14 protein-coding genes are annotated in these 15,301 nt (G+C 75.2%); 5 read left to right on the forward strand and 9 right to left on the reverse strand.

Translation table 11 applies throughout. The features are described from left to right. Window positions 1–81 precede the first annotated feature (81 nt). Both pdxH and WMF17_RS26300 read left to right on the forward strand, forming a co-directional pair. The gene (pdxH, locus tag WMF17_RS26295) at window positions 82–669 is read left to right on the forward strand and encodes a pyridoxamine 5'-phosphate oxidase (protein WP_437595907.1); all 588 of its coding nucleotides are present in this window, start codon (window positions 82–84) and stop codon (window positions 667–669) included. A 62-nt stretch (window positions 670–731) separates the two neighbouring features. Continuing rightward, window positions 732–875 carry a hypothetical protein gene (locus WMF17_RS26300; RefSeq protein ID WP_437595908.1) on the forward strand — a complete coding sequence of 48 codons (144 nt, stop codon included), beginning with the start codon at window positions 732–734 and terminating at the stop codon, window positions 873–875. Between the two features lie 32 nt (window positions 876–907). On the opposite strand, the gene WMF17_RS26305 is transcribed toward WMF17_RS26300, so the two are convergent. Continuing rightward, the gene (locus WMF17_RS26305) at window positions 908–1,366 is read right to left on the reverse strand and encodes a globin domain-containing protein (protein WP_437595909.1); all 459 of its coding nucleotides are present in this window, start codon (window positions 1,364–1,366) and stop codon (window positions 908–910) included. 294 nt (window positions 1,367–1,660) lie between these two features. Here WMF17_RS26305 and WMF17_RS26310 point away from each other — a divergent pair, with 294 nt between their 5' ends. After that, window positions 1,661–3,256, forward strand: coding sequence for a sigma 54-interacting transcriptional regulator (locus WMF17_RS26310; RefSeq protein WP_437595910.1), 1,596 nt, complete (start codon window positions 1,661–1,663; stop codon window positions 3,254–3,256). 100 nt (window positions 3,257–3,356) lie between these two features. Here WMF17_RS26310 and thpR read toward each other — a convergent pair whose 3' ends face one another. Both thpR and WMF17_RS26320 read right to left on the reverse strand, forming a co-directional pair. Next, window positions 3,357–3,944 carry an RNA 2',3'-cyclic phosphodiesterase gene (thpR, locus tag WMF17_RS26315; RefSeq protein WP_437595911.1) on the reverse strand — a complete coding sequence of 196 codons (588 nt, stop codon included), beginning with the start codon at window positions 3,942–3,944 and terminating at the stop codon, window positions 3,357–3,359. Window positions 3,945–3,961: 17 nt separating this feature from the next. Next, complete coding sequence (locus WMF17_RS26320) at window positions 3,962–5,869, reverse strand: M2 family metallopeptidase (protein WP_437651396.1); 1,908 nt, start codon at window positions 5,867–5,869, stop codon at window positions 3,962–3,964. 221 nt (window positions 5,870–6,090) lie between these two features. Here WMF17_RS26320 and WMF17_RS26325 point away from each other — a divergent pair, with 221 nt between their 5' ends. Together WMF17_RS26325 and WMF17_RS26330 are read left to right on the forward strand one after the other, a co-directional pair. Next, on the forward strand, window positions 6,091–6,351 hold the full coding sequence (locus tag WMF17_RS26325; protein ID WP_437595912.1) for a hypothetical protein: 261 nt from the start codon (window positions 6,091–6,093) through the stop codon (window positions 6,349–6,351). Then, window positions 6,344–7,384, forward strand: coding sequence for a phosphatase domain-containing protein (locus tag WMF17_RS26330; RefSeq protein ID WP_437643890.1), 1,041 nt, complete (start codon window positions 6,344–6,346; stop codon window positions 7,382–7,384). Before WMF17_RS26325 ends, WMF17_RS26330 begins: the two co-directional genes overlap by 8 nt. 47 nt (window positions 7,385–7,431) lie before the next feature. On the opposite strand, the gene WMF17_RS26335 is transcribed toward WMF17_RS26330, so the two are convergent. The 6 genes from WMF17_RS26335 to WMF17_RS26360 all read right to left on the reverse strand — a co-directional run bounded on the left by WMF17_RS26335 (window position 7,432) and on the right by WMF17_RS26360 (window position 15,166). Continuing rightward, a complete protein-coding gene (locus tag WMF17_RS26335) occupies window positions 7,432–8,265 on the reverse strand; it encodes a glutathione S-transferase family protein (RefSeq protein ID WP_437643892.1) in 834 nt (277 codons plus the stop codon). Between the two features lie 41 nt (window positions 8,266–8,306). Next, window positions 8,307–9,776, reverse strand: coding sequence for an alpha-amylase family glycosyl hydrolase (locus WMF17_RS26340; RefSeq protein ID WP_437643894.1), 1,470 nt, complete (start codon window positions 9,774–9,776; stop codon window positions 8,307–8,309). Between the two features lie 252 nt (window positions 9,777–10,028). Next, window positions 10,029–10,988: an MYXO-CTERM sorting domain-containing protein gene (locus WMF17_RS26345; protein ID WP_437643895.1), complete on the reverse strand. Its 960-nt coding sequence runs from the start codon at window positions 10,986–10,988 to the stop codon at window positions 10,029–10,031. A gap of 64 nt (window positions 10,989–11,052) precedes the next feature. After that, window positions 11,053–11,658 (reverse strand): hypothetical protein, encoded by a 606-nt coding sequence (locus tag WMF17_RS26350; RefSeq protein WP_437595918.1) that lies wholly within the window; start codon window positions 11,656–11,658, stop codon window positions 11,053–11,055. Between the two features lie 59 nt (window positions 11,659–11,717). Next, entirely contained in the window at window positions 11,718–14,858 is a 3,141-nt protein-coding gene (locus WMF17_RS26355; RefSeq protein WP_437643897.1) for a hypothetical protein, read from the reverse strand. Window positions 14,859–15,037: 179 nt separating this feature from the next. Further along, on the reverse strand, window positions 15,038–15,166 hold the full coding sequence (locus WMF17_RS26360) for a hypothetical protein (RefSeq protein WP_437595920.1): 129 nt from the start codon (window positions 15,164–15,166) through the stop codon (window positions 15,038–15,040). Window positions 15,167–15,301: the final 135 nt, after the last annotated feature.

The following is a 15,301-nucleotide window of genomic DNA, read 5'->3' on the forward strand; positions in this document are numbered from 1 at the left end:
CAGGGCGCGCGCAGGGCCAAGGGGCTCGTTCGGGTTCGCCAGGCGCGCTCGCTGCCTGTATATGCATGCCGCAATTTCACCATGACCAACGAGCCGACCGACCCCTTCGCCCTCGCGCGCGAGCTCCTGGAGCAGCGGCAAACCACTGAACCGACCGACGCGACCGCCATGACGCTGGCCACGGCGGATGCGTCCGGGCGCCCCTCGGCGCGGATGGTGCTGCTGAAGGGCATCGACGAGCGCGGATTCGTGTTCTTCACCAACCACGAGAGCCGCAAGGCGCTGGAGCTCACGGCGAACCCGTTCGCCGCGCTGTGCATCCACTGGGCGAAGGCGGCCGAGCAGGTCCGCGTCGAGGGCAGCATCGAGCGGATCAGTGACGCAGAGTCGGACGCCTACTTCGAGACCCGCCCGCGGGGCAGCCAGATCGGCGCGTGGGCGTCGCGGCAGAGCGCGCCGCTGCCCTCGCGCGAGGAGCTCGTCGCGCGGGTGCGCGAGATCGAGGCCCGCTTCGAGGGACGGCCGGTGCCCCGGCCGGCGTTCTGGGGCGGCTACCGCGTGGTGCCGGAGCGCATCGAGTTCTGGCGCGGCCAGGAGAGCCGCCTGCACGACCGCGTGCTCTACCTCCGCGACGGCGACCGCTGGCGCGTCGAGCGGCTCTACCCCTGAGCGGCGCGGTGGTCGATCGCGCGCGCCGTCACGCTCCGTGACGTGCGCGCGCGGGAGGAGCCATGAAGTCGAAGGCCGACTATTTCTATTTCGAGGCGAAGACGAAGCGCGAGCGCATCAGCGTCGCCGTCGCCCTGGTTCCGCGCGCCAGCGATCCCTGGCGCGCGGAGAGGCGGGCGCGACGCGCGCGCCAAATCATAATATAGCGAATTCGTTGATACTTTGCCGAATCGGCGCGCTAGCCGCCGACCTGCGCCGCGGACACCGACGCGTCGGGTCGGCCGGCGCAGTACGTCTTCGCTCCGCGCTGCATGAGCGAGGCGATCGCGCCGAGCGCGTCCGTCCAGGCCTGCTGGTGCTCGGGGGTCCAGTCGGCGGCGGCGACCTCGGCCATCGCCGAGATCAGCGCGTCGGCGACCCAGGGGTACATCGCGTCCGTGACGCCGTAGTCGACGTGCTTGGCCCCCATCGCCATGAGCTTCTCCTCGAGCCAGGACGCGTCTTCCAGCCGGTCGATGACCGCGGCGAGCGCCTCCGTGAGCATCTTCTCCTGTTGGTCCTGGCTGTTGCGCCCGAAGAGCGGCTTCACCTGCGGATACCGCGAGAACAGGATGCCGTAGAAACGGTGTGTGAGGTTGGGCTCCCTCTCGATCACAAGCTCGAAGCTCTCCCGCAGCAGGCCCACGTTCAATCCCATGACAACCCTCCGAGCCGGGCGCGGTGCCCGCGCGCCAGCCGTTTTCTTCGCCATCCAGCTCCCCCGCCGGCGCACAGGACATCGCACGGGCCGTGCCATGAGCGTCTCTCCCGCAGATCGCGCCGATCCCGCCCGCCCGGCGCGCGCCGCGTCGGGCGACGGTTTCCTCCAGGAAACCAGGCCCGCGACCGCGCGCGGCAGCTCCGGCGACGCCGCGCCCGCAAGGCGCCGAGCCGCGCTTGCGCCGCCGGCCCCCAGGGTGTCTCCTGCGGTGGTTTCCGGAAGGAAACCGCCGTGGCATCCGTCTCCTCGAGGAACCCCGTGACCCTGATCGACGCCGTGCTCAGCCTGTCCGAAGCGCCCGTCCGCGACGAGGCGCTGCAGCGGATCCTGCGCGCGCTCGCGCAGGTGACGGCGGCAGACGCGCTCTCGGTGCTCACGGCCGCAGAGGACGGGTCGGTCGGCGTCGCCGCGCAGATCGGGCTGTCGCCGGCCGCCCTCGGGATCAGCTTCCGGCCCGCGGAGCACCCGCGGCTCCGCAGGGCGGCCCTCGCGGCCGGGCCGATCCGGTTCCTCGACCCGAGCGAGCCGGACCCCTACAGCGGCTGGCTGCTTGGCAGCGCCGGCGAGATCAACCCGATCCACGCCTGCATGGCGGTCCCGCTCCACGTGCAGGGCCGCCTCGCGGGGCTGCTCACGCTCGACGCCTGCGATCCCCACGGCCTCCGCGGCCTGCGCGACGAGGACGCGCGCGTGTTCGCGGGGCTCTGCGCCGGCGCGCTGCGGCTCGACGCCGGCCCCGCGCCGGCCCTCGCCACGGAGGCGGGCCTCGCGCTCAGCGGCGCGTCCGGGGGCCCGGCGCTGCCCGGCAGGTCGGCCGCGATGCAGCGGATCGAGCGCGAGATCGCGATGCTCGCCCCGCTGCCCGGGCCGGTGCTCATCACGGGCGAGACGGGCGTGGGCAAGGAGCTCGTCGCCCGCGCGCTGCACGAGCGGTCGCCCCGGGCGGGGCGGGCCCTCGTGATCGTCAACTGCGCGGCGATACCGGCCCAGCTCGTCGAGTCGGAGCTCTTCGGCCACAGGAAAGGCGCCTTCACCGGCGCCACGGCGGCGCGCGCCGGCCGGTTCGAGGCGGCGCACGGCGGGACGCTCTTCCTCGACGAGATCGGCGAGCTCCCGCTCCCGGCGCAGGCGCAGCTCCTGCGCGCGCTGCAGGAGGGGGAGATCCAGCCCGTGGGCGAGGACCGGGCGCGCCGCGTCGAGGTGCGGGTCGTCGCGGCCACGAACCGCGATCTCCGGCGGGAGGTCGCGGAGGGTCGCTTCCGCGCCGATCTGTTCCACCGGCTCTGGGTCTACCCGATCTGCGTGCCGCCCTTGCGCGAGCGGCGCGAGGACATCCCGGCGCTCTCGGAGCGCTTCGCCGCGGAGGTCGCGGCCGAGCTCGGCGCGGAGCGCGTGGACTTCACCGGGCCGGCGCTGCTCGCGCTCACGCAGGGCGCCTTTCCAGGCAACGTCCGCGAGCTGAAGAACACCGTGCAGCGCGCCGCGCTGCGCCGGACGATCGCGGAGGGCAAGAGCGCCGCCGGCAGGCAGCTCGTGCTGCGGCGCGAGGACATCGATCCCGTCGTCGGCGACGCGCCGGAGCGCCCCGGCGCGCTGCTTGTCGAGCCCGCCGGAGCGCCGCTGTGGCTCGGGGACGCGCCGCCGGAGGAGCCGGTGGAGCCGCTGGTCGAGGCGCTGGAGAGGGCGCGTCGCGAGGCGTTCGCGCGCGCCTTCCGGGCCGCCGGCGGCAACGCGGCGACGGCGGGCCGGCTGCTCGGGCTGAGCCGCTCGTTCGCCTACAAGGAGGCGGTGCGCCTCGGGCTCATCCCCGCCCCGCGCAAGCGCTGACGAGCTCGCGGAGGCGGCGCGCCTCGGGCCCGGGCCGGCGCCCGGGCCCGAGGCGCGCCGAGGAGCTCGAGAGCGACGCTGTCGCCTCGACGGGCGAAGCTCAGCGCCCCTGCTCCGGGGCGCCGATCCCCTCCAGCGGTACGCGCGCGAGCGCCGTGTAGCGCGCGCCCTTCGGGGTCATCTCGCTCTGGTAGACGATGATCTCCTCGATCCTCGTCTCGCCGAAGTCGACGTTGCCGACCGCCTGAGCGCACGCGTCGAGCGCCGGATCGCCGCGCGGGTCGCGCGACCGGGCGAGGGTGAGGTGCGGCGCGAACGGCCGGTCCTCCGGCACATAGCCCGTCGACATCGAGAGCGTCTGCTCCAGGTCGCGGTGGATCGCGGTGAGGGCGCCGACCGCGCCGCCCACGCCGAGCCAGAGCACGCGCGGGCGGCGCCGCGTACCGAACGCGCCGCCCTTCTCGATGCTCAACTTGAGCGGCCTGTGGAAGGCGGCGACGCTCCCGGCCGCCGCGATGACGAGCGGCAGGCGCTCCTCTCCGATCTCGCCCATGAAGGCGAGCGTGATATGCAACCCGGCAGGCTCCACCCACTTGGCGGACGGGGCCCGGGGCGAGATCTCCCGCAGGAGCTCTCCGACCTTGGCGAGGAGCTCGGCTCCTGGATCAACAGCGACGAAGACACGCACAGCTCACCTACGCTCGATTACCACCCACAGACTTCACCCTTGTTCTGCTCCTTGAGCCACCTCCTGAGCGGCTCGAAGTACTCCAGCATCGCGCTCGGATCGGCCCCGGTCTCGCCCGTCATCGCCTGCATCGCCTCCTGCCACGGGCGGCTCGCGCCGAGCGACAGCATGGCGCGCAGCTTCTCGCCAGCGGCCTCGCTGCCGTGGATCGAGCACGCATGGAGCGGCCCCGTGTGCCCGGCCGCCTTGCAGAGCGCCCGGTGGAACTGGAACTGATAGATGTGCGCGAGGAAATACCGCGTGTACGGGACGTTCGCCGGGACGTGGAACTTCGCCCCCGGGTCGAAATCGGCCTCGCTGCGCGGCACGGGCGGCGCGACGCCCTGGTACTTGAGCCGGAGCGCCCACCACGCCTTGTTGTAGTCGGCCGGCTTCGTCCTGCCCGAGAAGACGTCCCACCGCCACTGGTCGATGAGCTTGCCGAACGGCAGGAACGCGATCTTGTCGAGCGCCTTCTTGAAGAGGAAGTTGATGAGCCCCTTGTCGTCCGCGGGCACCCTGTCGATGAGCCCCAGCGTCTTCAGGTAGCTCGGCGTCACGGAGAGGGCGAGCGTGTCCCCGATCCCCTCGTGGAAGCCGTCGTTGGCGCCCGCCTGGAACAGGATCGGGAGCTTGTAATACTGATGGTTGTAATAGATGTGCCCGAGCTCGTGGTGGATCGTGATGAGATCCTCCTCGGTCGGCTCGATGCACATCTTGATGCGGAGATCGTCCCGGTCGCCCACGTCCCACGCGCTCGCGTGACAGACGACCTCGCGATCGACGGGCTTCTTGAGCAGCGACCGCTCCCAGAACGTCGCCGGCAGCGGGTCGAAGCCGAGCGAGGTGAAAAACCGCTCGCCGAGCGAGACCATCTGCTTCTCGTCGAGCTTCTTCGCCTTGATCTTGCGCGTCACGTCGAGCGAGGGCTGGCCCTTGTACGGCTCCATGAGCGCGTAGACGTTCGACCACTCCTGCGCCCACATGTTGCCGAGCACGTGCGCCGGGATCGGGGCCTTGTCGCCGATCCTGTCCTTCCCGTGGATCGCGCGCAGCCTCGCGCGCACGTAGCAGTGCAGCTCATCATAGAGCGGCTTCAGCTTGCCCCAGAGCCGCTCGGTCTCGCCCTCGAACGCGTCGGGGGGCATGTCGTACCCGGCCCGCCAGAGCGCGCCGACGTCCGGGAAGCCGACCTCCGCGGCCCCCTTGTTGCCGAGGGCGACGTAGCGCTCGAACTTCGGGCGCAGCGGCGGGGCGATCGCGTGCCAGCCCGCCCACGCATCGAGCAGCTCGTCCCACTTGCGGCTGGTCTTCAGGATGCTGGAGAGCGCGTCGAGCGCGAGGCACTTCGGCGCCGCCGCGCCCGCCGCTGGCGCGGCGCGTCCCGGCTTGCCCTCCGGGCAGTACTTGCCCTTGCCGTAGAGGCTCGTCATCTCGACCGAGAGCGCGGCCAGCTCCGCGCGCTCCGCCGGGTCGCTCGGCGCCGGCAGGGTGGTCGAGATCTTGAGGAGCGTCAGCTGGCGGGCGAGCTCCGCGGGCAGCGCGAGGCCATCGAAGCGCCTCGCCGCCTTCATCGCGCGGTTGAGGTACTCCATGCTCGCCTCCTCGGCGGAGGCGGAGAGCGCGTCGGTGTCGTCCGTGATGAAGGTCTGGTTGACCCACGCCGCGCGCGCGGCCTGGAGCCGCAGCCTGCGCAGGTCCCTGTCGACGCCGGCCAGGAAGGCCTGCGCCTCGGCCACGCTGGGCGGCGCCTCCTGCGGAGGGGCGGCCTGAGGCCGGGGGACCGCGGGCGCCGCCAGGGGCGCGGGCGCCCCTCCGCCGGGAAGCGGCGGCGCCGGAGACGCGGCGCCGCTGCAGGCCGACCCGAGCCCGAGCGCGACGAGCATCAGGGGGCGCAGGATCGCCGTCCGGGCGGGGGAGTAGCGGACCACGGGCCCTTCATACACGCCGGACCGTGCCGAGGGAACCAGGAGCGACGTGCGATCGTCGCGGCTCGGCCCCGCCGCTCCTCCCCCGCTCCCCGCTCCTCCCCCGCGACCAGGACGAACCGGGCTTGCCGTGACGGCTGCCAAGCGGCCCTGAAGTACCGTTACAATGCGGACCCACCATGAGGAATGCTCTCGCGCCCAGGCCCACGCTCCCGGCGGTCCGCAGCCTCGCCGCCTCCGCCCCGCCCGGCGCCTCGCTCGCCCGAGGACGCAGCGCGCAACCGATGCGCGACGGCCCGGAGCAGCGCCCTGCCGCGTCGATCCGCGAGGAGGCGACGGGGGACAGGGCGAGCTGCGACCTCCAGGGCCGATGCGGGCAGAGCCCCTACCGCGAGGCGCAGGCCACGACCCTGTGCGCGCCAGGCGGCGGCCATGAGTGAGCTCGAACATTTCTCCTTCGTCATCCCCGGCGAGCTCGCCGGCATGGCGTACCCCCACGCGCCGCGGGCTGTCGAGGAGCTCGCGGAGCTCGGCTTCCGCAGCATGGTGTCGCTCTCGCGGCGGGCGCCTCCGCCGCACGCGCTCGGCTCGCTCGTCCACCTGCACTGCCCGCTCGCGGACTTCACGCGCATCCCGAGCGTGGACCTCCTGCGCGCCGTGGCGTTCCTCGACCGGGCGCCGCGGCCGATCGTCGTGCACGGAGAGGGCGGCATCGGGCGCACCGGGGTGGTGCTCGCGTGCCGCCTCGTGTCGCTGGGCCGGTCGCCGGCCGAGGCCATCAACGAGGTGCGGCGCGCGCGGCCGGGCTCGATCGACGACCCCGAGCTCGAGGCGTCCGTCGCGGAGTTCGAGCTCTTCTACCGGAGCGAGCGCGAGCAGTCGACGCCGGTCCCCTTCAACTTCGCGTCCGCGTCGCCGCTCGACAGGGTCGTGCACGGCGCGGAGCGCCCCGGCTTCGGGATGGCGCTCTGGTCGGCCTCCGGGATCCGCTCGTCCGTGGCCCCGACGCCGGGCGCCGCGCAGCAGCCCGATCCGAGCGACGGCCCCATCGAGGCGTGGCTCGGCTTCATGGCCCGGCACGGCATGCGCGAGGTGCTGTGCCTGCTCGACGAAGGGGAGCTGGCGCTCCACCGGGTCCCGCTCCTCGGCCGCTACCAGCGCGAGTTCCTCCGGGTGACGCACGTGCCGCTCGAGGGGGGCGCGATCCCCTCGCCCGACGCGCTGGAGCAGGCGCTCGTCGCGCTCCGGCGCGCGGAGGCAGGCGGCGCGCCCATCGTTGTGCACTGCGCCTCCGGCGCGGGCCGCGCGGGCATCGTGCTGGCGGCGTGGCTGCGCGCCCGGCACGGCCTCGCCCCCGAGGCGGCGCTCGGGGCGGTCCGGGATCACGCGCGGCACTTCGGGGCGCATCGCGAGCCGCTGAAGGCAGGGCCGGCGGTGCGGGACCTGCTCGCGAGCGTGCCGGCGCGCGGGTGAGCGCGGGCGGGCCGGCGCGCGGGTGAGCGCGGCGGCGGCGCCGTGCGTCACCCGCCGGCGTGGAGCCCGGCCTTCCGGTGCCGCTGCTCGCGGTACAGGCGCTGGACGAACGCGCCGGCCGGCTCGTCGCGGAGCGACGCGACGAGGTCGCGGAGGCCGGACGGCAGCGCGCCGGGCGGCGGGAGGGGCACCGGGTGGCGCTCGGGCACGAGCAGCGGCGCGGCGAGCGCGGCGAACGCGAGATCGGCGGCCGAGAACCGGTCGCCGACGAGGAACGGACGCCCGTCGCGCAGGCGCTCGTTCACCACGTCGAAGACCGCGCGGATCTTCCCCCGCGAGCGGTCGGCGCCGACGGCGTCGATGCGCATCGCGCGCTTCATGACCGCGCGCGCGACAGGAAAGTAGGCGCGAAAGGCGCCGCGCCCGAGCCAGAAGCGCGGCGCCGCGCCGGCGCCATCGAGCGAGCGGAACGAGCCGCTCATCAAGGCGAAGGCGGCCTCCTCGTCGGGCAGGAGATGAAAATACGCGACGCGGCGGGCGGCGGGGCCGAGCTCGCGGTCGAAGCGCTCCTCGAGCGCCTCGACCTCGGCCCGGCGCGCGCCGGGCTCGCCGAGGAAGAGCGCGTGCTCCGACGGGACGAACGCGTCGGCGTAGCGCAGGATGTCGGTCGAGTCGCCGAGCACTCCCGCCCGCGTGACGAGCACCGGCACGGAGCGGCGCCCGCCCGCGCGCAGCGCCGGGAGCGCGTGGGCGAGCGGGAGGTAGGCGTCCTCGCGGTACGGCACGCCGGCGCGGTCGAGCGCCCACCGCGCCTTCTCGCAGTAGTGGCTGAAAGGGATGGTGATGAGGCGGAGAGGCGCGGCCGCGCCGGCATCCGACATGAGGACCTCCAAGCTCGGAGCGACCCGGGCGCGCCGGCCGCTCAGCGCCGGATCTCGAAGAGGTGGGTGCCGTACGCGGGGAGCTCGACGCCGAGGCCGCGCGACAGATCGACGAGCTCGTCGCCGTCGCGCGGGTGCTCGTTGCCGGTCATGAGGTCGACGAGCAGGACCTTGCGGCCGGCGATGCCGGCCATGTCGAGCGGGATGCGGCCCCCGCTGCGCGACGGGGCGAAGTTGACCACCGCCACGAGCGGCGCCGCGCTGCGGGGCGCGCCGCAGGCCGGGAGCGGCTCCCACCGGTAGGCGACGAACGCGTCGGCGCCCGGGCCGCGCGGGGTGAGCGTGGCGAAGCTCCCGGTGCGCAGGATGGGACGACGCACCGCGGCGAGGAGCCGCTCGTGGAAGGCGAGGCACGCCTGATCGACCGGCTCCTCGGGGGCGCGGGCGAGGTGCAGCGAGGCGCGCACCGTGCGCCCCTCGAGCTGGCCGTGGTGGATGAACCGCATGCCGGGCACCGTCGCGGCGATGAACTCCGCGGCCCGGCGCCGGTCGGGCGGGAGCACGGCCGCGATGCGCGGCTCGTCGTGGTGCTCGATGAAGCGGACGCTCCGCCGCTGGTAGTCGGGCGTGGCCGCGAGGTGGCCGCGGACCGAGGACGCGGAGGCGTGGCTCAGCCGATCGTAAAGGCTCTTGTCGAAGGTGTAGTCGAACCCGAGCATCTGCAGCCGCCACTCGAGATCCCAGAACGCCTCGGCGATGAAGACGAAGCTCGGGTGGTCGCGGCGGACGGCGTCGATGGCCTCCGCCCAGAACTCGCCGGTGGCCTCGGCCTGTCGCGCTGCGGGCGGCCGCTTGGCCCACGTGTGCCGGAAGACGTCGTCGAGCACGAGCATGGCCATGTCGCAGCGGACGCCGTCGCAGCGCGAGGCGACGCTGCGGAGCGCCTCGGTGGAGGCGGCGCGCGTCGCCGCGAGGCGGTAGTCGAGCTGGGCGGTGTCGGGCCACGGCGGGATGTAGGGGTCGCGCCCGCTGAGCGGGGCGCCGTCGTCGCCGACGACGAAGCACTCGGGCTTCTCCTTGACCCAGTGGTGGTCGCGCGCGACGTGGTTGGGGACGAAGTCAAGGAGGATCCCGATGCCGCGCGCCGCGAGGCGCCGGCGCAGATCCGCGAGCGCGGCGTCGCCGCCGAACGCGGGGCTCACCTCGTACCGCGCGACGGCGAACGGGGAGCCGGCCACGTCGGCCTCGGTCCAGTCCGGCAGCACGCGGTCGTACTCGGCGCGCAGGTCGGGGTGCGTGAGCGAGAGGCGCGAGCCCTCCTGGCCGAGCGTCCAGACGCCCATCAGGTACACGTAGTCGACGCCGAGCGCGGCGAGCCGGTCGAGCGCCGCGTCGGGCACGCTGGCGAGCGTCACCCTGGCCTTGGCGGCGCGCGAGAGCTCATGGAGCCAGACGCGCACGAAGACCGCGTACAGCAGGGGGTGCTGGTGGGCAGGGACTAGGGAGCTCATCGATTGGATTGGGACGGCGGGCCCGCGAGGGAGTCGCGGGCAGGCGGCGTCGGCAGAGGATTGTCTGCGGGCTCGGGTGGTCCCTGCAAGGGCGATCGCGAGGTTGGGGGCGCCGCGGGCCGAGGCCGCGCGCGCCGTCCAGCGCAGAGGCTGTCTCACAGAGACCCGTCCGCCCAGGCTGCCGGCGCAGGCACGGGTGCTCGGTGCGCGCTGCGACCGATCGCGGCGTGCGCCCGACCGCGGCGTGCGACGCTAGCCGCGGCGCGCGCGGCGCCTTCGAGCGAGCGCGGCCGCCGCGCCCAGGGCGACGAGCGGCAAGGCGAGGGGCGTCGAGACCTCCTCGGGCGAGAGCCGGCAGCCGCAGCCGCCCTGCTTCGGCGAGACCGGGGGCGGCGCCTCGTCGGGCGGGATCTCGGCGTCGGAGGGCGCCTCCGCGGGGTCGGACGCGGGCTCGGCGTCGGACGCCTGCTCCTCCTCGGCCCCGTCGCTCTTCTCGGTCTCGGCGCCGGCGCTGTCCGCCTTGTCCTTCTTCTTCTTCTCGCCGGTGAAGACGATCGCGCGGCGATCGATGATCTCGTTGTCGCCCTTCAGGGTGATCTTCTGCCTCTGCCCCATCTGCACGCCGTCGCTCGCGCGCTTGATCACGAGGTCGTACTCGCCGGCCTCGAAGCCGCGATCGCGGCGAAGGACGAAGTCGAACTTGGTGATCGAGAAGACCTTGCCGCTGCCGTCGGAGAAGCCGACGTCCATGCTCTCGTTGATCGACTGCTGGTTCTGGAGCGGGATGCGGTTCAGGATCGGCTTCTCGGGCGACTGGTCGGTGAGCGCTCGCTCGTAGTGCACCGTCGGCGTGAACGAGAACAGCATCGGGATGTGCGAGAGGTGCGGCGTCCCTCCGTAGTTGATCGTCATCTTGAGCTTCCAGCGGCCGCCGTCCTCCTTGGGCGCGCGATCGGCGATGGTGACGGTGCCCGCCGCGTGCGCCGCGGTCGCGGGCAACCACGCCCCGATCAGGGCGAGCGCGGCCGCGACGACGCGCGCGAGCAGGAGCCCGCGGCCGCCGCCGGCGAGCAGGAGCCCGCGGCCGCCGCCGGCGAGGCGGCGCGCCGCTCCGGCGCGGGCGTGGGCGGGGCGGGCGTGAGAACGCTCGGCGCGCTGACGTCGCGCGCCGGGCTGAGAGAGGTGACCGGTTCGAGGTCGGGCGGTTCGCATGCGCAGCACGCTACCAGGGATTTCTTGGAAACGAGGCGCGGACGAGAGGGCCGGCGGCGCGGGCTCAGTCCGGGAACCAGAGCAGGTCGTCGGAGGTGGGCTTGTAACAGGCCTGGCGGCCCGCCTCCTCGTTGTCGGTGCAGCTCGCGTTGTCGAGGCAGTCGATGATCTCGTAGCGGCCGGCGCCGTTGTAGATCGAGGTGAACATCGCGCGCTGGGCCGTCTCGAGCTTGCTGAACGCGGTCTTGCAGTCTGCGACGGGGATCTTCTCGCAGCGGGCCATGCGCGCGCAGCGGGAGTCGATGACGGGCTTCGCCGTCGGCTCGTCCGGGTTGATCTTGACGGCCACCTCGTCGTTGCACTCGAGGATGATCTGACTCCGGTCAGGCGAGCTCTCGGTGGAGGCCTCCATCCGCCGCGAGAAGCAGCTCGTCATCGCACGGAGATAGGTGGGCGAGGAGGTCGGGTAGGCGGCCTTGCACGCGTTGAGGTGCTCCCAGGACGCGCCGGCGCGCTGGAGCTTGGCGAGCGCGGCACACCACTCGGCCTGGGCGGCGATGACGCCGTCGCGGTCGGGAAAGCTCGTAGGCCGCTCGGAGCAAGCGATCACCGGGCCGAGCATCGACGCGGCCACCGCCATCGGCAAGGCCAAGGATCGAAGGGCGAGCATGGGCCGACCCTAGCACGGTGGTCCGCCGGAGCGGAGTTTCCGGGAACGCGCCGCGCGCATCAGGGCCGGTCCGGCAGGAGCTCGCAGCGGAGCCCCGCGCCGCCGCCGCGGAGGGCCGCGGCCCCGCCGGGGCCGAACACCGCGCCGAGGTCCTGCGCGCCCCGGGCAGCGGCGCGGATCTCGATCGCCTCGACGCACAGCGCCCCGCCGCCGCCGGCGAGCAGCGCGGCCCCGGGGGCGTCCTCCTCGAGCAGCGGGGTCCCGCTCCTCGACGCCACCCGCAGCGTGACGGGCAGCTCGGCGATGAACCGGTGGGACGGCCGAGCGCCGCCGCAGTCGCCGGCGCCGATCTCGGCGAGCGACGCGAGGGATCCGAGCGGCTCGAGGGGGCCGACCTGACCCCGGGCGACGTCGAGCGGCCCGGCGACCACCTCCCCCGAGGCGACCGAGTAGCCGACGAGCGCGAGGCCAGGGGCGTCGAGCCGCCGGCCGAGGGTGAGCCGGGCGCCCGCGACGTCGGGGACAGGCGCGAGCCCGGCGACCGGGAGGGTGGCCCGCCGGGTGACGAGGAGGAGGCTCCGCTTGCCGGCGTCGAAGGCGAGCAGGTCGCCGCCCGGCAGCTCGGCCGCGGCGGCGATCGTGCCGGCGTGGTCGAACGGCAGCAGCGCCGGGGGCGCGGCGCCCGCGCGCACGCGGAGGCCGCGCCGCCCCTGCGGTCCGCTGGCGTCGAAGAGCAGCAGCAGATCCACGGGCGCTCCGGCGCCGGGCGCGAGCAACACGGGGACGGCGGCGCCGGAGGCCGCGGCGAGCGAGCGGTCGCGGAGGGACAGGCGGCGCGGCGCGGCGGCGGTCGCGAACGGATCGAGCACGCTGGCGGTGAAGACGCCGTCGCGGAGCGTGCCCAGGGGGGAGAACGGGGCGGTCCACAGCGAGACGGCCGGGGGCGCGCCGCCGAAGAGCCGGGCCGCCGCGGAGGCGCCCGGCGCTGCGAGCGCGACGCGGGGGGCGCGGCCCGGAGCGGGACGAGCCGGGGGGCGCGCCGCCGGGAGGGCGGCAGGGGGCGGGAAGGACGGAGGGTCGCCGTCGAGACGGCAAGAGACGAGCGGCGGAGGGGCGGTCCGGGGCGCGGGGCTCGCCGCGGGGGTGTAGGGCGGCGGCGCGCTGCGCGGCGGCGGCGGAGGGCTGCCCCAGCCGAGGCGGACGAGGCCGTGATCGCCCATCGCGCAGCCGATCGGAGAGCAGGCGAAGGGGGTGCCCTCGTCGAGCGGAGGCTCGATCTGGCGAGCGGGAGGGCCCTCGACGGGGCGCCACGAGCGGCCGCCGTCGGTCGACTCGAAGTAGCCCGGCGGGTCGTCGCCGGTGGCGGCGAGCGCAAACCGGCCGCCGGCGACGACGTGCGCGACGGCGGCCGGGAGGGGATAGACGGTGGCGCCGCCGCGCGCGTCGATGCGCAGGCCGGCGATGCGGCCGCCGCGGCGGCGCGAGAGGAGGCGCGCGGCGGGCCCGGGCGCGCCTTCCGCCGGCAGCGCCGCGCGGTCCGGCGAGGCGCCGCCGGCCGCGTCGGGCAGGTGGAGCCAGCCGCGCACGGCGCCGTCGTCGTCCTCCCAGAAGTCGGTGTCGACGAGGCGCGGCGAGGCGGGGTCGGCAAGCGCCGGGAAGACGCCGCCGGCGAGCGCCGGGTCGCGCTCGCGCACGCGGATCACGCGGACGCCCTCGGATGGGCTCGCGGGACGGGGCTCGCGGTCGCGCGAGACGGGAGGCGACGTGCGCGGCGCTTCCTCGTCCCCGGCGGTCCGCGGTCGCGGCGCTTCCCCCTCGGCGGTCCGCGTTCCCGGCCCCCTCGGCGCCGCCAGCACGAGCGCGGTCACGGTCCCGCGCTCGCCGGCGATCCAGCGGTAGAGGCGGGCGGCATCCTCGCCCTCGATCCGGCGCTCGACCCAGCGGCCGCCGCCGGTGCGCACGCACACGCGCGCGGCGTGCTCCTCGGCGGGCTCGCCGCTGTCGGACGAGCCGCGCGCCATCGCGGAGCGCGGCTCGTCCGGCAGCGGCAGCGCGGAAGGCCAGGGCGACCGCTCGCCGTCCGGCGAGTCGGCGCCGTCCGGGCTCTCCTGGAAGTCGTGGACCCCCGGAGGCGCGCTGCCGCACCGGCCGGAGAAGGCGAGGCGGCCTCGATCGTCGCCGACGAACGCCCCCCGCGAGGGCGCGATCGGATCGGGGTCGCGGCCGCGGGGCGGGAACGTGGCCTCCAGCCGCGGCGCGGCGAGCGTCGTCTCGAGCCGGAGCACCTGGGCGGCCCCGTGCGCGCACGCGAGCAGGACGTCCTCGCCTGCCCGGAACGGCTGGCAGCGCGCATAGCGCGGGTCCAGGCCCTCGATCGCCGCGTCGGCGATGGGCTGGGCCGTCGCCGCGGCGAGCACGGCGAGGTCGCCGTGGCGGGCGACGAGCAGCCTGCCGCCCGGGAGGAGGGCGCCGGTGGCCGCGGCCAGCGCGAGCGCCTCCGGGGCGAGCGCGCGGCCCGAGGAGGCCTCGCGCGGCGGGTCCCGCGCCAGCGGGAGGTGGAGCGACGGGCTCGGGCTGTCGCGCGGCGGAGCGGGCGTGGCAGGCACGAGGCCGGCGGCGGTCACGCGGAGCGCAGCGCCGCCCGAGGGGCCGAGCAGCGCGACCTCCCCGCCCCCCTCCGCGAGGAGCGTCGTGGCGAGCCCGTGGGTCTCGAGCACGTCGATCCAGGTGGCGCCCCCGTCGAGCGTGACCGAGGCGCGGCCGAGCAGGTCGAGGCGCGCCGCGCGCCGCGCGTCGACGGCCACGGCGTCGACCACGCCCGCGGCGCCGAAGCGGCGAAGGGCGAGCGTGGACGGGTCGATCTCGAGGAGCCCCCGATCGCTGCGCAGGAGGATCGCGTCGAGGTACGGCCGGGCGCCGCCGGGGGCGCCGACGTCGGCGATGGGCGCGAGCGCGCCGAGGAAGTCGCTGGCGCGGTAGACGCGGCCCTCGGACCACAGGACGAACCCACCCCCGAGGCGCGCCGGGATCGACCGGAACCCGCGGAGCAGCTCGGACGCGGGCGCGGCGCCGAGCACGACGCCGCCCTCGAGGCGCACGCGGATCCCTTCGTGGAGCGCCGGTTGCCGGCCGGGCGCGGGCGAGCCTTCGCCGGACGCGGCGGCGGCGTCGAAGAGGACCCCGACGCCCTCGGTGAGCACGTAACGCGCCGGAGCGAGCGGCGGCGCGTCGGAGAGCGCGGAGGCCGGGGGACCGGCCCGCCGCGGAGCGCGCTCCGGGGCGGCGCTGCAGGCAGCGGCGAGGGCGAGCCCGAGCAGGACGCCTGCGCGGGAGGGCTTCGCGGCGACGGCGGCGCGGCGCAGGAGCGAGCGCCGCGGCGTCAGCAGAGCGCGCCGGCGGCGAGCTTCGCGCCCCGGACACCGCCGATCCGCCGGGCGAGGGCCGCGCGCTCGACGCGCTCCCGTGCGGACCGGGGGAACATCGCTCTGGGCTCGCTCTGCCGTTCCATCTTCAAGCGCCTCCAGCGCCCTCCGCGGGGCTCAGGCGGCGCACTGTAAACGATCCGAGCGAACGCCGCAGCGCGCTCCTGGCCCGGACCGCCCGGGCGCAGCGAGCGCCGCCTGGACCCGCGTGAGGCGGCTCG

It is taken from the genome of Sorangium sp. So ce362, assembly GCF_051519845.1.
Classification (GTDB): Bacteria; Myxococcota_A; Polyangia; order Polyangiales; family Polyangiaceae; genus Sorangium.